Below are 22117 nucleotides of genomic sequence, written 5' to 3'. Positions count from 1 at the left end.
TCTCACATGGAAGCCAATCCGGGTTTGAGGGTATCTGCCGGCCTGCCGATCACGATAAAAGAGGCCCAATAATAAGGATCTGAAAAACGGCGGGAGTGCATCATGGTCCGGCGCGCGAGAGAAATGGAATGTTCCATGCTAGTGGTTCCTTGGAGGAACCGGCGATAAACATCGGTAAGGAAAGAGGACGATGCTTCAGCATCGACCGCGGTAAGCGTGAGTACCAATTGCGAAGCCCCTGCATAAAGCAGGCTGCTGGAGAAGCCCATCATCCCCTCTCCCAGCACTTGCTTGCCCAACGCCGTGTCGCAGGCGGAGAGAACAACAATAGAGCCATTCAGGTGAAGCTGCCCTAATTGATACGGGTGCAGGTAACCATCTACAGGGCGGCCAGCCCGATTCACCAGCGACAGTACGATTCGGGAAAGCTCAGGAAAGCGATCGTCGATCAGTGCATGGGTGGAGAAATGCAAGATCGCGTAGTCTTCCAGGTGAATGTTGGCCAATACGGCGCGGCCCGCGGCGAAGCTGCGCAGGGTGCGGTAGCGACCACGGGGGACCGTGGCTTCTATCAGTTCCACTTCGGCATTGAACGGCAACCGCGGTAACTCATTCGTAGCTGATTCCCGGAGTTTGCGTCCGCCGCCGGTTACGCGTGGATCGCTGGCGGAAAAGACGGGATCAGCGATGGACAGAATGGTCTGCGGAAATTCACTGATGGGGCGAGGTCGCGCAGCGTGGAGCAAATAGGAGGCGGAAGGAACCTGCACCAAATCATGCTCCACACCCAGCGGCTCAGTCGCGCCGGACAGCTGCAAGGCCGCAAAAGGAACTCTATAAAGGACGCCGTCCGGCGCCAGCATCACACGGGACTGGAGCTGCTTTTCAGAGAGCTGCCCCAGCAATGCGGCGGAAAGTTTATGCAGAGAGCGCCTGAAAGCTGCTCTTTTTTCCGATGAGCGTTGCCTCTCAAGAATGTTCTGGAAGTGTTCCACCACCGGGCGGGCGTAAGATTCAATGACGCCGGCGGAGGGGAGCGTGAAAACCTGAACGTGGTGAGCATCTACCAGCCAGAGATAGCTGCGCTTCCTCCCCAGATGGAATTCAAGCAGGGTGCTGTCGACGGGCAGGGATTTTTGCTGCAACTCCTCCACTGACTGAAGCGGCGCGGCAAGTTTTTCACCGGCGATGGATTTGCGGATCGCATTTTCGAGCGCTGCATCTTCGTCCTGGAGTTCCTGGAAACGCCGACGCAGCTCAGCATCTTTTCCCGGCTGAGTACGTGAAAGCAAATTCGCAAGATAATCAAGTTGGCGCTGGATCTGGGCATGCCGGCCAGCGTTAGGCGTCTGCTCGGGCGATGCGCTGTTCGCTAGCAGGTCCATCAGTGCGCGGGCGCGTCCGCGCTCTACAGCGAACAGGCCGTCAGCGGCTGCATTGGCATTCCCCGGAACCATAGCCAACTCCACCAGAAGTTCGAAAAACTGGCGCTTACGCGAGTAGTACAAGGCACGCAGGTTTGCGTTGGGTACCTGGCTACGCACCGATTCCAGAATATCCAGCGCATGCTCGGCGGAGGCGCGGGCATCATTCATGTTTCCCGCCTGATAGTCAAGGTCCGCGAGCTTGAAGAGAGATTCCGCTTCGTCGTCACGTAGCCCTGTTTCATGCCGCAAGTGCGCCGCCTGGATGAAGAAAGCGCGCGCTGTGGCAATATCGCCCTTCTGCTGCGCAATGATGCCGAGATAATGCAGCGCGCTGCTCTCTCCTCTGCGGTCTCCATCCAGGCGGTCCACTTCCAGGGCAAGTTCCAGACGGAGACGGGCTTGCTCTGGTTTGTTCTGCTGAAGAAAGTTCTGTGCCTGGTTTCTGAGAATATCGGCGCGAGTGGCGCGATCAGGAACCGTGTTGGCTTCCTTTTCGGCGATCTCAAGTATCTGCTGCGCGCGGATGAAATTGCCTTCCAGCATGTAATTACGGCCCAGGTTCAACCGTGCTCGCGCGAGCTCCGTTGGTTTCTGGGTGCGAATAAAGCCCTTGATCGCTGATTCAAAATAACCCCTGGCTCGTGCATATGCGGCCAAAGACTGGTAGCACAGCCCCAGATTGTTCAATGTTTTTGCATCTCCGGCAGCGTCCCGGATGCGCAACAGACTCTCCGACCGGTTCAGTAACCCGATCGCCTGCTCAAAGTCGCCGGCCTGCCAGAGCGTAAGGCCAAGATTGGAAAGTGTGACGCCTTCATTTTCTTTGTCGCCAAGCTTTTGCCAGTCAATAGCGGCTTCTTTCAGCCGCCGCTGCGCGCCGCTGAGATCAGCCAGACGACGCGACATCGTGCCGCTGTTGTTCGCGGCTTCCGCAGAACAGCGAGTATCAAAGTTGGCGCGGCACAAGGCGAGCGCTTTTTCGAAGAAACTCAGGGCATTGGCGGGATCGGTCTTCTGCAGCGCTGAACCCTGCTTCAGGTAAGTCCGCGCGATGGAACTTGTGTCGCCGATCGCCGTCCACAGCGCCAATGATTTCTCCAGGTCTTTCATCTCCTTGGATTTTTTTGAGTGCGTGGCCCAGGTTTCCGCTTCCTTCCAGGACTCGGCTTTCTGCGCATCCAGCGTCCAGCGGACGATGGAAAATGGAAGCGGGCCGGTCATCGCGTGGACGGCACGGACTTCGACCCGGTAATCGCCAGGCTCAGTGAAAGTCAGGGTCTCGATTCCTATCTCAAAGCTGTCCACGCGAGTTCCCGCGGCGTTGCCGGTGACGCGCATTTCCAAATCGATAGGCTGGTCCAACAGCAATTGTGTAGGCTCACCCGCCGCGACTGTCACGGTAAAGCAATAAAGTTGCTGCGGCAGAAGCACGCGTTTTTGTGGCGTCTCCGCCGGCAACGGAGAGCAGCGGTTCCTTCTCTGCTGCGGTGCCTGATTCCGCACAGCGGTGGGACGGATACCTTGCTCAAGCAGGGCCTCAGAGGCGCGCGCAGAACTTGCCGCGCCTTCCAAAAGAAGCGTTCCTGCGAAGCAGAGAGCAGTCGCGGCGAAAGACTTCACGTTCTTTACCTTCCCAATGTTGCGGTGAAAGTGGAGGGCATTGTAGCAGAGAAAGCGGAGAGAGCTGCCTCTCCCCGCAATTGTTTGTTGTCAAAATTTTCAGCAACGGGATTAGGTGCCCGTTCCGGTGTCCTGAATGACCTCAAACAATACGATCAGCGCTTGAAGGATGCTATCCATCGAACTGTCTCCTCTCTGGCCGGCCCGGCGGAAATTGCCGGGGATTTCCGGTCACCGGGATAGCGAGAGGAGAAAAGAAAAATGGTCAGAAGAGAAAAAGGCGGAATCCCCGTGGCAGCTAGCTAACTGCTAGAAAACTTTAATCTGGGAGGCCTCGCCCTTGAACTCATCAGATTTTTTCATTCCGGGCTGTAATGCCCGGTTCGTGCTGGTCATATCTCTTTCGTAAAACACAACCGGAAAATTTTCGCCTGATTGAGCATGCAGGAAAGACAACACCATGCCTGATGCAATGGAGATCACCGGGCTTTTGCGGCAAGTGCGCGAAGGCAGCCAGACGGCCGAGAGCAGGCTGATTGGCCTGGTATACACCGACCTGCGCAAGATTGCCCGCCATTACATGGCGCGTGAAAGGCGTGAGCATACGTTACAGCCTACGGCCATTGTGCATGAAGCCTATGTGCGTATTTTTCGTGGCGGCCCAGTGGAGTGGCGTGACCGGGCACATTTTTTTGCCATTGCTGCGTCGCAAATGCGGCGCGTACTGATAGACCATGGGCGGGCCTTTCGTGGTCCGAACCGCCGCGGCGAGTGCAAGGTGGCGCTGGACGAAACTGTTGTTCCCAATCCCAGGCAGCCGTGCGAGATCGAGGTGCTAGACGACCTAATCCAGCGGCTGGAAAAGACCGATCCTGCGGCGGCCCGAGTGGTAGAGCTGAAATTCTTCTCCGGCCTTACTGACAAAGAAGTGGCTGAAGCGCTTTCCACATCGCACAGCACAGTACGGAGGCACTGGATGTTTGCCCGCGCCTGGATGGAAAAACATCTGACCCCAGCTTGAATAAAGTTTCCGGAACTTTCCGCTATGCAAAAGGCGGTATGAAAACTCAAGAGAGGTATGACGATGAAAAAATTTTGGGTCCTGATTCTTCTTTCCGTTGCCGGCTTTGGACAGGCAGCTCCTGCTCCTGCTGTTATAAAGCCACACAGGCCGGCTGTCATGGCGAAATCAATAGTGGACAACGTAATTGATCTGGTGAAGAACGGCATGTCAGAGGCGCTGGTGATCAAGCAATTGCAGCGCGAAGGAAAATCTTATGAGCTGACCACGCCGGACCTGGTGAAGCTGCAGAAGGCCGGCGTCTCGGAAAATATTATCAACGTGATGCTGGACCCGAAGGCTGCTGTGCCAGCGGCGGCGTCATCTCCAGTCGCGCCGAATCTGTTGGCGAACAAGGATTCGTCGCCCGGCGGAGCGCCGCCTGCACCCGAGCCCCCGCCACCGGCTAGTGCGGGGACTTCGGCCATCGCGGCAGACACACCTTACCCGCCCGACTTGCCGAACACGTCCCCGGTGCGCAAGCGGCGCGTGGTGATTGCTCCGTTTGTGTTTGGTGCATTGAAAGACCAGAGCCAGGCTGCTGCTGCATATTCTCAGAATCCTTGGATCGCTCTCATGCAGTATAGGAACGCTATTGCGGCGGGATCTCCGGGCCTGAGCACGACTGAGGACATTGGAAAAGGTCTGCAACGCATGATCATGAACCGCCTGCAGCAGTCCAACGTCATTACCGTGCTGGACAGAAACGACGCAATTGATAAGGAACTAGCACGGAGCATTAGTGCGCAGGCCAGTCCCGGCAGCGGGCCAACCATCGGAAAGAGCTGGAGTGCCGATTGCATCGTTACCGGCGATATCACTGTCTTTGGGCGGGATGACAAGACTACACACAAAGGCGGTGTCTTCGGTGGATGGGTGCCATCATGGAAAGGAATTGGCATAGGAGGAGCCGGACTCACCAAGAAGGAAGAAAAGGCCGTGGTCGTCCTTGATTTGAGCCTGGTGGACGCTGAGACCTCCGAAGTTCTCTTGCCGATACACGTCCGCGGCGAGTCAGTGAGAAAGAGCAAAAGTCTGGGACTGGAAGGGCTGGGTATTGGCCAGGGTGGCATTGCCGGCGGAGGCATCGGCAGCGCCATGAACAGCAGCAACTTTGCCAACACCATTCTGGGCGAAGCCACGATTGCCGCGGTAGATCAGATCGTAAAGCAGATCCAGGAAAAAATTCCGCTCCTTCCAGCCAAACTACGGAAGATCGAAGGGCGCGTTGCGCAGATAACGCCCAACGGTATTTATCTGGCGCTGGGAAGCAATGATGGCGTCCTGCCCGGTGACCGTTTCGAGATCCGGCAAATCAACAATCAGGTGCTTGACCCGCAGACCAAGGAACCAATCGCCACCGAAGCAGTCAAAGTCGGCGAGGTTGTGGTCAGCGAGGTGGAGGAAAAGAGCTGCATCGGCAACTACGGTGGACATCCGCTCTCCCCTGACTACGTTACCGGCAAGGGCTACCAGGCCCGGCTGATGTCGAAATGAGAGTGCTTACAGCAATCCTGCTTTGTGCGGCGCTCCTTCCTGCTTCCAGCGCGAAGGAGCGGCGCCTGCAGGTGGAATATGACAACGTGGCGGCGCGGGCTTCGGCCATCCTCGATCTGGTGGACCATTTGGAGAACGACCTGCGCCAGCAGGGGCTCGTGCTGAACCCGGAGATCGCAACCTCGCGCAACGGGCTCACAGCAGCGATGAACAGCGCGTCCGGCGCGCTGGAACGAAAGGACTGGAACGAACTTCGCAAAAGCCTGGATCGCGCGCGCGGATGGATCGACCGGCTGCGGCGGCAGCTCTGAGGCGCATGATGGAAACCAACCGCTTTATCCAACTGCGAAAAATCTTTGACGAAGCTGTGAGGCTGCCGGCCCCGGCCTGGCCGGCCTTCGTGCTCCAGGCGTGTGAAGACAACCAGGAGCTGTATGCGGAAGCCATGGAACTCCTGGTCGCGCACCAGAGTGCGGGCACCTGCGCGACGGTGGATGGTGCCTCTTCATCCAGCGATCCGGAAATGATCGGACCATACAGGATTTTGCGCGAGTTGGGCAGCGGCGGCATGGGTGTGGTTTACCTGGCGGTGCGCGATGATGGAACGTTTCGCAAGAACGTGGCCATCAAGCTTTTGAAGCGAAATCATGCGACCCAGGATTTCATCCAGAGATTCAATCAGGAACGGCAGGTCCTGGCGAACCAGGATCATCCAAACATCGCGCGGATTCTCGATGGTGGACAGACGGCTGACGGCCTGCCTTATCACGTAATGGAGTACGTAGAGGGGCTCGCGCTGGACCGCTTCTGTGACACGCAGAAGCTCGACCTGGCCGATCGCATACGGCTCTTTCAGCAAGTAGTTTCAGCCGCGTGTTACCTGCATGAGAACCTGGTGCTGCACCGCGACTTGAAGCCTTCCAACATTCTTGTAACAGGTGAGGGGCAGGTCAAGCTGCTGGATTTTGGGATCGCCAAAACACAAATTCCGTTGTTCCAATCGCCGAGCCTTACCGGACCGGCAGACCGGCTTCTTACCCCGAGTTATGCCAGCCCGGAGCAGATCAGCGGAGCGCCTATCGGGAAAACTTCTGATATCTACTCTCTCGGCGTGGTGTTGTACCAGTTGCTGACCGGGCGGCTGCCCTACGAGGATTCGGCGCTGAAGCTGAGGGAGGAGCCGCCGCCGCCGAGCGCAAATATCCGCGAAGATCTCAAGCGCATGCCGGAGACCACCGCGCAGCTTCGCCGCCGGATCGTGGGTGACCTGGACCAGATTGTTTTGCTGTGTCTGCGGCATGACCCTCGCCGGCGATATCCCACTGCCGCCGCGCTGGCGGACGACCTTCAGCGTTTTCTGGAAGGAAGGCCCGTCCTTGCGCGGCGCGAGCCCGGCATAGAACGCGCCATGCGCTACCTGAAGCGGAACCGGGCCGCGGTGGCAATCTGCGCGGTTGTACTCGCGGCGCTTGGAATTGGCACGTGGCAGATGGTAACGGCGCAAATCCGTTCGCGACTCATTGAAGCGCGCGAAGCGGGAGTCCGAAGCATTCTCGAGGCGCTGGAACGAAAAGCGCCCAAGCCGGGAGCGGGAACGCCGCGGCCACGTGCCGGCCTGTGCCCGCCTTCTACGGTGCGCGCGGAGGATGTTCGCACACTCCGCAACGCCTTGAAACAGGATCTGGATCCTGCATCGTCGTTGCATCCCGAGTTTACTGCCGAGCGCAAAGCATTGTTGCAGCGCGCAGTGATTTATCTTGATGGCGTGCGTCCCTGCATTGCGCAAGATGCAGCGCTGGCAACAGAGGTGGCCGGCGCGTATCAGGAACTGGGCACATTGTATGAAACCCGCTTCCCGCAATTAGCGTTGGTGGCGTACAGCAGCGCTGCAAAAACACTAGAACAGATTGCCGAGGGCGATCCCAGCCAGGGGCCGAATCGCCAACAGTGGGGCGTGATCCTTGCCAAAATAAACGGCCTGGGAGGCGTGGTCCCTGTTTGGGTTCCCAAGGTCCCGCAACAGCGGGTCCCAGATTCAGCTCCGGAGAGCCGCAGCAGTCAAGCCGCTGTTGTGCCAGTCGCAAGAACAGATTTAGCGCACCCGCCCGTGATATCCGTAAAGCCTGACGTAAATCCGACTGAATACGAGATCGTGAGCAGGAGCCTGGATGCTGCCACGAGCAAATCAAAACTAGCGGATGAGACTTTCACCGGCCTGAAAGCCGACCTGGAGAAGGAAGGAAAGTCCCTTCACTCCGATATCGTGGCAAACCACATGCGCATGCAGACGGCGCTGGAGTCGGCGCGCCATGAGCTGGAGAAAGGCGACTTAACGGCAGCACGAAATGATATTGACCTTGCTAATGAATACGCACGACGGCTGATGAAGATCGTGGGGCGTTGAAGCGCAGTTCCTGCACTGCCACGCATCTACGCGAAAGCGGAATCTCCGCGGCTTACCTGGCTGGCGGCGCGCTTGTGGCGGAGAGGAGGGATTCTACCTACCCTGATTTTTGCAAATCTCTGATTCTCAAGGAGCATAGCGTCAAATACGCATGAATACAGGGAATTCTTTGCTTTCCGCCCTTTCCGCTGTTTCCGCCCTGTCTGCCCAGTAGAACCAATTTCCGCATTTTATGGACAGGATGGACAGGAAGACTTTTGCCGATGATCTTCGAGAAGTGTGCTCAGTGGCCTCTTCATTGCTGATTTGTTCTGCGCTCTTCAGGGGAGATGCGACGCCCTCTTTGAACCAATAGGCCGGAAGCTTGCTGCTTTTTGTCGTTCAGAATCGAAAGCATTGAGTCGTGATGAGACCTTCCTAAGGCGGAAACGTCCCTCGATGAGTGACATCTCGCACTTCTGGCGTTCACGCAATGACATAACGGCCGTTGAGGTACCGGCTAAGTTAATTTGACCGACTGCAGCCGGCGAATATCATCCGGCACTCCATGCCGGGGATTCGCCGCCGCAGTTAGTTGGGATTTGGAGCGAAAGTAGATAATTTGGGAATTCAATTCCGGCAGAAATTCGGGAGCCAAATCTTTCATTGCTGGGTTGCGGCGCCCTTTGTTGGCGCACAGTCAGAAGCAAATCAGCCCGAGGCATTCGAGAGCGACTCGTCGGTGTAAGCCAGTTTGTTTGGCCAATTCTGTAACATGCCGACCGGGACGGAACTGGCCTGTCGCGCCAAGGGGCGCTCCCAATTCGAGCTATTTACTGGGCGCGGCCTCCTTGAATTCAACCCATGCGCCTGTGTGTCCTTGATAAACCCGTAAATTACACTGCTTCGGCGCTCCATGAGCGAAGAGAATTTCAAGTTGTTTTGCGTCTGAGTCGACCTCTCCAAGCTGCATTGAAACCCTCGCTAAATCCTGCTTCTCATCATACTTAGTGTCCGGCATTACGTTCTTGTTAATGATGAGGGTCCACGTTTTCCCCTTTTGCATCAAGTACAGACTAGACGCACCGGCCGGGATCTCTTGTCACCTATGGTGAGAGGAGTTTGGGTAAACAAAAACATCTGGCGCTCTGAGAAACGGTCATCTTTGTTTTTGTCGAAGGATGCCGGGTTATATCGGACACTCATTTCTTTGCCGTCCTGGAACGTGCAGGCAGCATTGGCGGTGGTGGTCTGCTTTTCCTGGACCGCAACAGCTTGGCCTAAAGTACCGATCAGCACGGCACAGATTAGTAAAGCGCGCATCATTTTTCGCCTCCGAAAGCCTCTGAATTCTGAGATTTGGGTGTTCATTACCCGATTCCTTAATGTGCCGGATCGTTGTGGGCACTCCTCACGCGGAGGTTTAAACTTCAGGACATCTGGCTAGGTCACGGAGTGATGGATGTCGCACACTTCGTGAAGACAGCGGCTGTCATGCGCCCCGATTTCAAGCGACGAAGCGTGGCTGGCCCTCATGAATCCATACAGAAGCGCGGCAAATATCATCGCCATGCTCATAGCAACGATCATGGCCAACAGAATGACGGTCGGCGTATTTTGACGATTCTGCATAATTCCCATTCCTCCGTTGAAAATAGGCGTAATGGCATTCGCGATGTTGTGCTTCATCAAAAACTGCCCGAGAGCGAACGCTCAACTCCGGGCCAATTCCATGCTTCAACCAGCGGGGCAGCCAACCATTCCTTTAGCATCCAGACGACCGCGTGCACGTGTGTGGACGAACTCGAGGCAAGACGGCTTTCCAGGAGAAAGCAGGCACCCGATTGGGCCCATGGTAAGAATGTATGCACGTCGCTGGACGTTGGTTGCATCGTATTGCGATATATATTGAGAGGACGCAAGGTGGGCGTCGGCTTCGTCCACGATGACCGCGATGGGGCTCATGGCTTTGAGCAGGTTGAGGACGCGTTCCAGGTTGCCTTCTATCGTCAATATCGGTAAGATTGCCAAAGGTCTGAAGGCCAGCCTGTCGGACATATTCAAGCGGGTTTAATACCTTCACTGTGATCCTTGTAATGGTTTCTGATCGCAACTGAGACTTTCCTTCAGAATTACATACACTCTCTTGTGTTCGCGGTCAGTAGCTACTTCTATTCCGCAGCGGCTATATCTTTTTCTCTGATTGGAAATTTGACATCAGCCGGATCAGAAGTAATTGCTGGTTCCACTGCAATCGTGTAGTCGCGCCACAGCTTTCCAGCCTCTGACCCAAAAAGAGAAGGCTCTTGAACTCTACAAGGAGGCAATGCGCACAAGAGACGTTCACCCGCTGGCACCCCCACCGGACCAATCTTAAACCATTCTCAGGCCGCCGCTTTTTTCTTCCGCTCTGCCCAACGCTTCTTCATGGCCAGACCAATGCGTCTCCGAGCCGCTGCTGACAAATGACGCCTTCTGCGGTCTGGCTTACTTGATGCGGTCCTACCTGGACTAGGTTGCAGAGCCGCGATTGCTTGATTCAATCGATCTCGTTCAGCTTCCAAAACCGCGATGATGGACTGTGTGTCCAAGTGTTAGTCTCCTTTATCCAGAATGGCTACGATTCTACAATAACGGGGCGACACTTCATCATTTCGTGGTTCTAATAAACTGCTTCAAGCATTGCTATCAATCCGGTCAGCCGTAGGTCAGCAATGGATTCCGCACAGGAGCGTCATTCCCAAATTCGCATCCTTAGAAAGGTCTTAAGAAAGTTCTTGATTCTCTTAGAAGGCTCAACATCGTGAAACTTAGAAGCAATATGCCGGGTGTTGTAACGGGCTGCTGAGGGCATTTAATGAAACTGCCCACATCATCAGTAGATACTGTCTACACGGGAAGTATTGCGACAAGATGTTCAGCCTCCCGAAATGGGAATCAAAATGTTGATTTTCCACACTTTTATTCGACATGAGGATTCCTTCGACGCATCTGATGATCGTGAACCTTCTTCGTGCTGTTAGCATTTACCAGCGGTATTGCCGTTCTTTACGAGGTGAAAGCCATGGAGAGCCGTCAGATCTATTCCCCGGCGATCTTCATTTGTTCTCGTCATCCGCTTGCATTTGGTGCGATCAAGAAACTGCTCATTTCCGCGATGTACGAAGTCAGGATGTTCGAGCAGATTCCAACTAATCCGTTGGAGGGTCAGAATCGGCTATTGATTCTCGACACCTGTTCTGTCAAGAATTGGACAAAGATCGCGATTGAGTGGAACCGGACGGGGGGACGGTCTATCGTCCTGACTCAAAAAAGATTCGGGAGCCCAGAGGAGGAGAGCAGGTTCATTTACCTGGGCATCCATGCAATCATTCTGGCGCCGAATATCGATACCGACTTGCCGAGTGCCGTGCATGCGGTAGCAGAAGGCCGATTCTGGATGGGGAGGGAGTGCCTCAGCGAGTATATCAAGCGTACCCGCTCATTTGGCCGTTTTGCCCAGCCGCGTAGTTTCACTGACCGTGAACAGCAGATTATCCCTTTCCTGGTGACAGGGTTTTCCAACAAGGACATCGCCAATATGCTTCAGATAGAGGTCCGAACAGTAAAATTCCACGTTTCCAACATCTTGCGAAAATTCAAAGTGAAAACTCGTAAAGATCTTAGAATGGCAGATACCGGGGAAGAACCGCTTGCGGGAACTGCAGTCGCTTAGAAAAGTTGTTCGTTATCCCTGCAATTCATAATTCATAAAGAATACCCGCGATTTCATAATTCATAAAAACTGAGCTTTGTAGCCAACTGGATCCAAGAAAGGGGTCAGTGGATTATTTGAGTCTACCTGTACCGTTGCGAAAAAGTAGGTCAGTGTACTCCCCGGCGATTTTTTGTTACCCGTACAGTTGTCAAAGAATTTTGAATTTGCTTTCATATCATTGGCATATCGTGAGCGGAAAACTTGCATGTGGCTGCCTGTAAGTTTGCAAGCATTTTGTGACTCAGAAAGGCGGCAGCCTGCCCTCTCACGGCCTTGGATCAGAGCAATTTTCACTGGTCGGACACCTAATATGCTGCTGATTGAAAAGGACTCATGGTTTGCTATCCAAGTCACACCTCGACATGAAAAGAGGGTTGATGCCATTCTTCAGCAGCAGAATTATGGTCACTTTTTACCAATGCGCCGAACGCGCCGGAAGTGGTCGGACCGCGTCAAAGTCATCGAGCAGCCATTATTCCCTGGGTATGTCTTTGTCCGTACCCAATCGTGTAGCGTGGGAATGATTCATCGCATGCCAGGCTTTATAAGAATTGTGAGTTTTGGCGGCAGACCATGTTCTGTGCCACATGCTCAAATTGAGGCTTTGCAACGAATTATTGACTCGAAGCGCGACATTTGTCCAATTCCGTATCTTGCCGTAGGTCAGAAGGTGCAAATTGTCAACGGACCATTGTCCGGCCTCACCGGAATCATTAGTCACTATAGAAATTGTGGCAGGCTGGTCGTCTCAGTGGATTTGATTATGAGGTCAGTAGTAGTCGAGATTGATACGGAGGAAGCCGCACTTTTAAGTCCTGCTCCACCCGATAGACTATCTTTGGATCTGACGGCGTAGTATTGGTTGTTTGGGATACATCAAAATGTGACCAAGGCCGGCAATTATCACGATTCGTCCTCTTCAGGACCGGCATGACATCGTAGCGTCACGCCAAGGCGCGACCTGCTCTTCCAAAATCTACGAGCAAGCGCCGCAGCGGATGATCTGAACTGATTCCACCAGATGGAAGCTCACATTGAGAAATCCCAAGCGGGGTGCGGCCATCGCGTCCGCGAGCACCTCGATTGCGGATTGATGTGGGTTGTTTCCTCAAGATCCCAGCGGACGAGACCGTCACTTATCCGTAATCCCAAAAACCGATTCACACAAATCTGACAGCAAGTGTGCTGTAGCAAAAAAGTACGAGCTACACCATTTGGAGGGCTTTATTTATGGAGCAGCTGACTGAGGAGAAACTGGAAACGACAATTACGACAGGTGTGTTATGGCCCACCCCGACCCTTACCTTAACTATCACCACGATCCAGCCTATGTGAGCGCGCACTATACCGCGCAAACCGGGTTCGAGTCGAACGAGCCGCATAAAAACAACCACGATGGTCAGGGAAATGCGGTGTACTTCCGGCCCCTGGCTTCATGGACCGCAGCCACGGCGGAGATGCCGCCGGTCCTACCAGTCCATGGGATGGAGACTGGCAGATAAGCACGGCACCCACAAAAACTCAATTGACCAAAGGTGTCTATGTCCCGTGAGTATTGCATCTTAAATGAAGTGCTCCGTTGGAGAGCACAACATGATTCTAACCAGCCCGCCTTTACTTTTCTCAAGGATGATGGCGAGGAAGACGCTCAGTGGAGCTATGCTGAGCTGGATCATGCCGCTCGCGCCATAGCCGGCCGTTTGCAAGAGTCGGTTTGGATTGGCCAGCGCGTGCTTCCGCTTTTTCCACCCGGCCTGGAATTTGTGGCAGCGTTTTGGGGATGTTTGTATGCGGGACAATTGCTGTCCCCGCATATCCTGTCCGTTCACAAGCTAATTACTGACAGGAGAATTGTATGAGGAGCAATGATACACGCTACGATGTTTGCGTGGTTGGGGGCGGTCCCGCTGGATCTACAGCGGCAACTTTTATGGCGATGCGGGGACACCGCGTTCTGCTTATCGAGAAAGAATTGGTTCCCGTTTATAAGATCGGCGAGTCCTTGCTGCCTGCCACCGTTCATGGAATCTGCGCGATGTTGGGCGTTGTTGAAGAACTGAACAGTCACAATTTCATACGCAAGCTTGGCGGCACGTTCCGCTGGGGGAAAAACAGAGCGCCTTGGACCTTTACGTTTGCTGAGTCATCAAGATTCCAAGGGCCCACATCTCATGCTTATCAGGTTGAACGGATCAAGTTCGATAAGATATTGCTGGATAACGCCGTTCGAAAAGGTGTAGAGGTTTGGGAACAACATCGCGTGCAAGATCTACTTTTCGACAATGATCGCGTATCGGGAATACGGCTTTTCAACAATGCAGGTGAGGAAATAGTGGTTGGAAGCACCTACGTAGTGGACGCTTCCGGTCATACCAGCACCATTGCCCGCCATGCAGGAAAGCGCATATTTTCCAAATTTTTCCGGAATCTCGCCTTGTTTGGATATTTTAAGAACGCCGGTAGATTGCCAGCCCCCAATTCGGGCAATATTTTTTGCGCTGCTTTTGAAAAGGGGTGGTTCTGGTATATTCCACTTTCTGACATGCTGACTTCTGTGGGAGCCATTATAGGGCAAGAATACTCGTCTTTGTTGCAGAAAGGGCATGAGCGGGCCTTTACCGAATTGGTTTCTAACTGTGGGCCCATTAAAGATTTGTTATCAAACGCTTCTCCGTGCAAGGACGCTCCCTATAACGAGATTCGCGTACGGACAGACTACTCCTACTCCCATAGTAGTTTTTGGAGGCCAGGTCTGGTTTTGATCGGCGATGCTGCCTGTTTTATCGATCCGGTGTTTTCATCTGGAGTGCACCTTGCGACTTATTCGGCATTGTTGGCGGCAAGATCGATCAATACCTATTTTGAGAACCCATTGAGCGAGGAAATAGCTTTCAAGGAATTTGAGATGCGGTATAGACGTGAATATAAAGTGTTTTATGACTTTCTTACAGCTTTTTATGATTTGGATCAAGATCTGGAAAGCTATTATTGGACTGCAAGAGTATTGATGCACTCTGAAATTCCTGGAAACCAGGCATTCCTCAATCTCGTGGGCGGAGATGCCAGCGGGGAACTGCTCAATAGCGTCAACGGCAAACCGGAAGATTATCGAGCGCGTGGCAGCCGAATCTTTCCTGACGCGGCGGGATTGCCCAGCGATAAGTATGCCGAAAGCGGTTCACCACCGAACGAGAGAAGAAAGTTGTGGAGCGAATTGAATGCAGAAGGTTTTAAGCTGCAATTGCGGGGTGCTATGAAGGGTGCTCCTGTGCCTGAGCAGCCACTTTTCAAAAATGGGCTCGTTCCATCCCGGGATGGCCTTTCCTGGACCCACTCCCCCATGCCCGCTGGTATGCCCGCAGCTTACCGGTAGTGGCTTTCCAGATACCAATCGGCACTTGCGTAAGTTGAGATGAAGATTCGGGGCTTAATATCCGCTCGGCACTCGCTTTTTGGGCTTTCGCGGCGGTGAGAAGTTACTCCTGTTCTAAAACAATGTTGACGGTCGCTCACCGCTGTTCCCTTCGTAACTCTCCATCATATATTTTCAAAGTTTTTGTCAGGAGCTTTGTTTATGACTGAGCGACAGATAGCTTTGGTTATCAATAAAAATAAAGTTGGTTCAGCACCTAGGACAAGTCTCCAAACAGATGATAGTGAACAGCTTCAGCTGACCATCAACGAGATTTTTGACGAGCAAGCGCGGTTATATCCAAGAGCTTTGGCTATAGAGTTTGAGAGCAGTCAGCTTACCTATCAGGAGTTGAATGATCGCGCCAATCAGCTCGCCTGGTATCTTCACCGCTTGGGAATCAAAGAGGGAGACCGGGTGGGCATTTGCGTGGAACGGTCGCTGGAAATGGTGGTCGGAATCCTCGGGATTCTGAAGGCTGGCGCCGCGTATGTACCTTTGGATGGGAATTATCCGCAAGAGCGCCTCAGCTTCATGGCGAAAGATGCAGAAGTGCAGCTCTTGCTGTCGCAGCAAAAATTGGCAGCGAGAATTCCCGGGCTCGGGGTGAAGCGGTTCTTTCTGGATACAGGATGGGCTGAAATCTCCCAACAACCGACACAAAATCTCACCAACCGCATTACCGCCGTTCATCCTGCCTACATTCTCTATACATCCGGGTCAACAGGACGACCAAAAGGCGTATGCATCTGCCACCGCAACGCCGTGCGGCTGGTGCGAAACACCAATTATGCCGATTTCGGCGCTGATCAGGTCTTCCTGCAGATTGCTTCGATTTCCTTTGATATAGCTGCGTTTGAGATTTTCGGTGCTTTATTGAATGGCGCACGCCTCATGATTTTTCCTGCGTACGCTCCGTCGGGTAAAGAATTGGGAGAATGGCTTTCACAACATCCCGTCACCACATTATTGTTGCCATCGGGCATGTTTCACGAGGCGGCGGAGTGCGATAGCGGACGCTACTTCCAGAATCTGCGGCAGTTTATCTCTGGCGGAGACGTGCTTTCGCTCAGTCTGGTGCGGAAGCTCCTCAGACAGTATCCCAGCTGCAGGCTCATCAATGCCTACGGGCCCACGGAGAATGGCACCTTTTCCACGTGTGCAGAACTGCGGGAGATGCCTGTGGATGCAAGAAGCGTTCCCATCGGGAAGCCAATTGCAAACAGCACCGCTTATGTGCTCGACCAACACATGCAAGTCATGCCGGTAGGAGAGGTGGGAGAGCTTTGCCTTGGCGGGCATGGGTTGGCCCACGGATATTGGAAGCAACCAATGCTCACCGCCGACAAGTTTGTGCCCGACCCTTTCAGCACTACCCCTGGAGCACGGCTCTATCGTAGTGGAGATCATGCTTGCTATCTACCGGATGGGACACTCGAATTCCTTGGGCGTATTGACCAGCAGGTAAAGCTGCGTGGTTATCGCATCGAGTTGGGGGAAATCGAAGCCGTCCTCCAGCAGCACGCGGCAGTAGGACAGGCGGTCGTTCTGGTACGAGAAGACAATCCGGGTGATGCGCGGTTGACGGCTTACGTAGTGAAGCACACAGGAGAAAGCCTGTCTCCCAGCGGATTGCGTGAATATATCAGCAATAAGCTACCCGAATACATGGTTCCATCAGCATTCGTTTTAATGGAAAAGCTGCCCCTTACAGCGAATGGCAAAGTGGATCGTCGCGCGTTGCCAATGCCAGGCGGTGAGCGTCCGGCTTTGGAACAGTCCTATGTCGCACCGGCAACCGCTACGGAGAAGCTGCTCTCGTCCATTTTGGCTGAAGTACTGCACATAAACCGGGTAGGCGTACAAGATAGCTTTTTTGACTTGGGCGGGAACTCGCTCCTTGCTGCCCAGGTGATCTCCCGTGTGGGCAAGACTTGTCATGTATCTCTGCCCCTGCGCAGTTTTTTTGACCGGCCAGTTTTGGCCGATCTTGCGCAGTACGTTGAGGCAGCCCAGCGGCAAGCATCCAGCGGTCAGGCTCCCTCGATCGGCCCAGTGTCACGCGGTCAAGATATTCCGCTGGGGTTTTCCCAGGAAAGAATTTGGTTCTTACATCTGCTGGATCCTTCAAGTATCGCTTATCATGCCCAGGCGACGTTACAGATCAGCGGGCCTTTGAAGGTGCCGGCCCTAGAGCGCAGTCTCACCGAGATGGTGAAACGTCATGAGATCTTTCGCACTACCTTTATCGAGAAAGATGGACGGCCGATTCAAATCATTCATGAACCTCTACCGGCCTCATTTACGATCATCCACCTTCTAAAAAATGCGGATGGCAGCACGGGTGAGACACCTGAAAAGATCATTCAGAATGAGCTGGCAAAACCGTTTGATGTCAGCCAACTTCCACTCATTCGCTGGATACTGATTTCGTTCAGCGAAGACGAGCATTTGCTAGTGCACGTTGAACACCATTTTTTGCATGATGGCTGGTCGTTCAATGTCTTCTTGGGTGAGTTGCTGGAGCTGTACCGCGCATTTGCGGCAGACCAGCCCTCCCCCCTATTGCCCCTTCGTTTTCAATTTGCTGATTTTGCTCTGTGGCAGCGCGAGTTTCTGCACTCAGACGAAGCCCAGGCACAACTCTCTTATTGGAAAGAGCAACTGGCTGGAAGTCCGCCGATAAGCGAGCTGCCTACAGATCATCCGCGGCCTAATGTGCAGACGTTTCATGGCGGTTTACTGCGAGTTCCGCTTAACGCCGAACTGGCAAGAAGCCTTCACCTCTTCAGCAATCAGGAGGATGTGAGTCTGTTTGTAGTCATGATGTCCTCATTTTTCGTGTTGGCCTATCACTACACCCGACAATCTGAATTCTGTGTGGGCACGAGTATGGCTAACCGACATCGCCCTGAGACCGAAGGTTTGCTGGGCATGCTGGTGAACAATGTTGTCCTGCGAGCGCAGACGATGCCCAATGCCAGCTTGCATGGCCTTCTGTCGCATGTGCGCGAATTGACCTTTGAAGCTTATGAGAATCAAGACGTTCCATTTCAGGACGTGGTGCAAGCTCTGAATATCACTCGCAACCTGAGTATAAACCCACTTTTCCAAACGATGTTCAATTTTCACAACTCGCCCCTGTCTGTGCCTGAGATCCCAGAGTTGAAATTGAAACTGCAAGAGGCTCTGGGAAATGGGACAGCGAAATTCGATCTGGGAATAGTCGTGATTCCAGCCTCCCCGCAAAGGCTGCGGCTGAATCCAGAGTGGGACAAGGATGCCCTCGTCATGCTGTGGGAGTACAACACCGACCTGTTCGAGGAAGCCACAATTTGGCGGATGATTGGGCATTATCAGCAGATCCTGCTATGCATGATCGCGAATCCGCAGCAGAGAATTTCTGAAATCTGTTTGCTGACAGAAAATGACCGACGAGCGCTGGCGGAATGGAACCAGACCGGGAAAGATGTTCCCTTCGACAAATGCGTGCATGAATTATTCAGTCTGCAAGCCTGCCAAACGCCTGAATTGCCCGCGCTCCTCTATGGGCAGCAAACCATGGCCTACAGCTACTTGAACAAAAAGGCCAACCAAATGGCGCATTATCTCAGAAAGCAAGGAATCCATCCCGAGGTCCGGGTCGGCATGTGCATGGAACGGCGCCCAGAGATGATGGTGGTAATGCTGGGCATCTTGAAAGCTGGCGGAGCCTATGTGCCACTGGATGTGAATTATCCTGCTCCGCGCCTGCAGTATATGGTTCAAGATGCAGAACTGAAGCTGCTGCTCACTACTCAGGACGTGAGGGAGAGGCTCACAGGAATTACAGGTGACTGGATTTGCGTGGATCAGCTGTGGGATGAAATCGGACAAGAAAATGATCAGGATTTTGAAAGCGGGGTGCGCCCAGAAAACCTCGCTTACGTGATTTATACCTCGGGTTCAACGGGCCGGCCCAAAGGCGTTGGAGTGGAGCACAGAAGTATTGTGCGACTGGTGAAGCGGACAAACTATGTGGAACTGGGGGAAGAGGATGTGTTCCTGCAACTGGCTCCGGTATCGTTTGATGCGGCGACATTTGAGATTTGGGGCAGCCTTTTAAATGGATGCCGCTTGACAGTGTATCCGGGGGAAGTGCCTTCACTGGAAGACCTGGGCCAGGTAATAGAGAAGAGTGGTGCCACAGTGTTGTGGTTAACAGCGGGATTGTTTCACCAAATGGTGGACACGCAATTGGGACGGCTGAAAGGAGTAAGACAGTTACTCGCCGGAGGAGATGTCTTATCAACTGCTCACGTATGCAGAGCACTGGCGGAACTGGAAGAGACCTGTCTGATCAACGGTTATGGTCCAACAGAGAATACTACCTTCAGTTGTTGCTACCGGATGAAGGTTGCAGATGCGTCTCAACTGGACGGAACAGTTCCCATCGGATCACCGATTACGAATAGCCAGGCTTATGTGATGGACGAGGAGACGGGATGTAATCCAATGCCAATCGGCATTCCAGGAGAGATGTGCGTTGGGGGTGTTGGTCTAGCTCGTGGTTATTTGAACCGACCGGAACTGACGGCGGAACGGTTCGTGCCGAATCCGTTCAGTGAGAGCGGAGGAGAGCGGCTATATCGGACTGGAGACCGGGTGCGCTGGCGGGGCGACGGGACTCTGGAGTTTCTCGGCAGAATTGACCACCAAGTCAAAGTAAGGGGTTATCGGATCGAGCTGGGTGAAATTGAGTCCATCATGCTGGAGCACCCCGACGTGATGCAAGCAGTCGTGGTGTTGAGAAAAGAAGGTAATGGGGAAACCTTCCTCGCCGCATATTTTGTGTCCAGGAATGAAAAGGTTAACGGTGACATGCTGCATCTGTTCTTGCAACAGAAGCTGCCGGGATACATGGTCCCCACTAGCTATATCGAACTGGACGAGCTTCCGCTGACCTCGAATGGCAAAGTAGATAGGGGAGCGTTACCGGATCCCAAGCGGGACAGCGAATCGCATCGCAGTCCACGGAATAGACAGGAGGAATTGCTGTGCAGAATTTTTGCTCAAGTGCTATCGCTGGAGCGAGTGAGCATTGATGATGATTTTTTTGCTCTCGGCGGCCACTCGTTAATGGCGATGAGGGTGGTCAGTCAGGTACGCAAAGCTTTTGGTACGAACATTTCCATCCGCACGATCTTTGATGCTCCCACCGTGCTGCAATTGGGCCGCTATCTGGCCTCCGACCCGCATGCTCCAGTTCCTGTCGTTATATATGCCAATCCCTCGACAATTAAACGAGTCAAGGACGTGGGCCATATTGAAGTTGCCGCAAAATTTGGGGAAGAAGCAGTCGATACTCAGACCGGAGAGCCTGTCTGGTGGAATGGGAATGGATGGTCCTATACCAGCCCCGGGAATTTTGCCACGCAATTACCGCCTTTATTGAGGCTGCAGCCAAGGCCGTCTCATCTGCCGCTGTCGTTTGCGCAGCAGCGGCTGTGGTTTTTGGCGCAGATGGAGGGGGCGGGGGAGGCGTATCACATCCGCTTGAGGCTGCATTTAAAGGGAAAATTGGATCGTGTGGCGTTGCGGCGAGCGCTGAACCAGTTGGTGAAGCGTCATGAAGTGCTGAGGACGAGGAGGCGGAGAAGAGCCGGTTTGCAATGCGGGAGCAGGATGTGAGTGGGAGGCCGGACGTTGGGATGGAGTTGGGGGCGCTGAGAGAGGAAGAAGTGAATGAGAGATTTGACTTGGCGGGTGGGCCGCTGATACGAGGGCGGCTGATCAGGGAAGGGGAAGAGGAGCATACGTTGTTGATCACCATGCACCACATTGTATCGGACGGGTGGTCGATGGGGATTCTGATGAGGGAGTTGAGCCGATTATACAGTGGATACGTAAAAGGTGAGGAAGCGGGGTTGGGGGAATTGAGTATCCAGTATGCGGATTATGCGGTGTGGCAGAGGGGATTGGGAGAGGAGGTATGGCAGGAGCAGAGGGAGTACTGGAAGAGAGTGATGGGAGGAGTACCGGAGTTACTGCAGTTGCCATGGGACAAAGCGAGACCAGTGCGGCAGGATTTTCGAGGGGCGGTGGTGGAAGTGAACTTGGAGGAGGGGCTGACGGGGAGGTTGAAGGAATTGAGTCGGCGGGAGGGGACGACGATGTTCATGACTGTGGCGGCAGGATGGGGGGCATTGTTGTCGCGACTATCAGGACAGGAAGAAGTGGTGATCGGGATGCCGGTGGCGAACCGTGGACAAAGTGAGATTGAAGGGCTGATTGGTTTTTTTGTGAACACGCTGGCCTTGCGGATCGATTTGAGTGGTGGGCCGACAGTGGAAGAGCTGTTGCGGGGAGTGAAGGAAGTGACGCTGGGGGCGCAACAGAATCAGGACATACCGTTCGAGCAGGTAGTGGAACTGGTGAGGCCAGGGAGGAGTTTGGGGTACAGTCCGTTGTTTCAGGTGATGTTGGCGTGGCAAAACCTGCCTGGGAGGAAGTTGGAGATGGCGGGTTTGGAGGCACGAGAGGTGCGGGTGGAAGAAGGAAGGAAGGCCAAGTTCGATTTGACGCTGGCGCTGAGGGAGGAGGGGGAGAGGATCGTTGGGGAGTTGGAATATGCGACGGCGCTGTTCGAGGGAAGGACGATCCAACGATACGTGGGATATTTCGAAAGACTGCTGAGGGGCATGGCGACGGAGAGAAACCCCAGGATAGAGCAGATAAACCTGTTGGCGAAGGAGGAGCGAGAGCAGCTTCTGTATACCTGGAACGCGACAGAGAGGGACTATCCGCGAGAGAAGTGCGTGCATGAATTATTTGAAGAACAGGCAGTGCGGACGCCGGGCGCGGTGGCGGTGGTATGCGGGGGCAATCAGCTTACTTACAAAGAGTTGAATCTGCGAGCGAACCGCTTGGCGCATTATCTGCGGCAACTAGGGGTGAAGCCGGATGACCGGGTGGCGATATG

17 protein-coding genes are annotated in these 22117 nt (G+C 53.9%); 11 read left to right on the top strand and 6 right to left on the bottom strand.

Features of this window, described 5'->3' with window-relative positions; genetic code table 11:
• Positions 1–2: 2 nt before the first annotated feature.
• Positions 3–3047, bottom strand: coding sequence for a CHAT domain-containing protein (locus tag LAO76_26500; protein MBZ5494491.1), 3045 nt, complete (start codon positions 3045–3047; stop codon positions 3–5).
• 460 nt (positions 3048–3507) lie between these two features.
• Between LAO76_26500 and LAO76_26495 the strand changes: the two genes are divergently transcribed.
• From LAO76_26495 to LAO76_26480, 4 genes are all read left to right on the top strand, one after another.
• The gene (locus LAO76_26495) at positions 3508–4068 is read left to right on the top strand and encodes a sigma-70 family RNA polymerase sigma factor (GenBank protein MBZ5494490.1); all 561 of its coding nucleotides are present in this window, start codon (positions 3508–3510) and stop codon (positions 4066–4068) included.
• 63 nt (positions 4069–4131) lie between these two features.
• Positions 4132–5604, top strand: a complete 1473-nt coding sequence (locus tag LAO76_26490; protein MBZ5494489.1) for a CsgG/HfaB family protein — start codon at positions 4132–4134, stop codon at positions 5602–5604.
• Complete coding sequence (locus LAO76_26485) at positions 5601–5915, top strand: hypothetical protein (GenBank protein ID MBZ5494488.1); 315 nt, start codon at positions 5601–5603, stop codon at positions 5913–5915. The genes LAO76_26490 and LAO76_26485 overlap by 4 nt, the downstream gene beginning before the upstream one ends.
• Entirely contained in the window at positions 5885–8008 is a 2124-nt protein-coding gene (locus LAO76_26480) for a serine/threonine protein kinase (GenBank protein ID MBZ5494487.1), read from the top strand. The genes LAO76_26485 and LAO76_26480 overlap by 31 nt, the downstream gene beginning before the upstream one ends.
• 808 nt (positions 8009–8816) lie before the next feature.
• Here LAO76_26480 and LAO76_26475 read toward each other — a convergent pair.
• From LAO76_26475 to LAO76_26460, 4 genes are all read right to left on the bottom strand, one after another.
• Positions 8817–9056, bottom strand: coding sequence for a DUF2911 domain-containing protein (locus tag LAO76_26475; protein ID MBZ5494486.1), 240 nt, complete (start codon positions 9054–9056; stop codon positions 8817–8819).
• The gene (locus LAO76_26470) at positions 9053–9358 is read right to left on the bottom strand and encodes a DUF3575 domain-containing protein (GenBank protein ID MBZ5494485.1); all 306 of its coding nucleotides are present in this window, start codon (positions 9356–9358) and stop codon (positions 9053–9055) included. The genes LAO76_26475 and LAO76_26470 overlap by 4 nt, the downstream gene beginning before the upstream one ends.
• Positions 9359–9430: 72 nt before the next feature.
• Positions 9431–9676, bottom strand: a complete 246-nt coding sequence (locus tag LAO76_26465; GenBank protein MBZ5494484.1) for a hypothetical protein — start codon at positions 9674–9676, stop codon at positions 9431–9433.
• A gap of 48 nt (positions 9677–9724) precedes the next feature.
• Entirely contained in the window at positions 9725–10018 is a 294-nt protein-coding gene (locus tag LAO76_26460; GenBank protein ID MBZ5494483.1) for a hypothetical protein, read from the bottom strand.
• A gap of 982 nt (positions 10019–11000) precedes the next feature.
• Here LAO76_26460 and LAO76_26455 point away from each other — a divergent pair.
• A complete protein-coding gene (locus LAO76_26455; GenBank protein MBZ5494482.1) occupies positions 11001–11702 on the top strand; it encodes a LuxR C-terminal-related transcriptional regulator in 702 nt (233 codons plus the stop codon).
• A 60-nt stretch (positions 11703–11762) separates the two neighbouring features.
• Here LAO76_26455 and LAO76_26450 read toward each other — a convergent pair whose 3' ends face one another.
• Positions 11763–12038, bottom strand: a complete 276-nt coding sequence (locus LAO76_26450; GenBank protein ID MBZ5494481.1) for a hypothetical protein — start codon at positions 12036–12038, stop codon at positions 11763–11765.
• Between the two features lie 16 nt (positions 12039–12054).
• On the opposite strand from LAO76_26450, the gene LAO76_26445 reads away from it, so the two are divergent.
• The 6 genes from LAO76_26445 to LAO76_26420 all read left to right on the top strand — a co-directional run.
• Positions 12055–12600: a UpxY family transcription antiterminator gene (locus LAO76_26445; GenBank protein MBZ5494480.1), complete on the top strand. Its 546-nt coding sequence runs from the start codon at positions 12055–12057 to the stop codon at positions 12598–12600.
• A 427-nt stretch (positions 12601–13027) separates the two neighbouring features.
• Complete coding sequence (locus LAO76_26440; GenBank protein ID MBZ5494479.1) at positions 13028–13246, top strand: hypothetical protein; 219 nt, start codon at positions 13028–13030, stop codon at positions 13244–13246.
• Between the two features lie 39 nt (positions 13247–13285).
• Positions 13286–13603: an AMP-binding protein gene (locus LAO76_26435; GenBank protein MBZ5494478.1), complete on the top strand. Its 318-nt coding sequence runs from the start codon at positions 13286–13288 to the stop codon at positions 13601–13603.
• Positions 13600–15117 (top strand): tryptophan 7-halogenase, encoded by a 1518-nt coding sequence (locus tag LAO76_26430; GenBank protein MBZ5494477.1) that lies wholly within the window; start codon positions 13600–13602, stop codon positions 15115–15117. Before LAO76_26435 ends, LAO76_26430 begins: the two co-directional genes overlap by 4 nt.
• A gap of 201 nt (positions 15118–15318) precedes the next feature.
• Positions 15319–20826, top strand: a complete 5508-nt coding sequence (locus LAO76_26425; GenBank protein MBZ5494476.1) for an amino acid adenylation domain-containing protein — start codon at positions 15319–15321, stop codon at positions 20824–20826.
• A partial coding sequence (locus LAO76_26420) for an AMP-binding protein (protein MBZ5494475.1) occupies positions 20808–22117 on the top strand: 1310 nt, incomplete at its 3' end. The genes LAO76_26425 and LAO76_26420, both read left to right, overlap by 19 nt.

It is taken from the genome of Terriglobia bacterium (assembly GCA_020072645.1).
Taxonomy (GTDB): Bacteria; Acidobacteriota; Terriglobia; order Terriglobales; family Acidobacteriaceae; genus Angelobacter.
The sequence above is the reverse complement of the archived record's forward strand: the minus strand, read 5'-3'. Positions and strand labels throughout refer to the sequence as shown.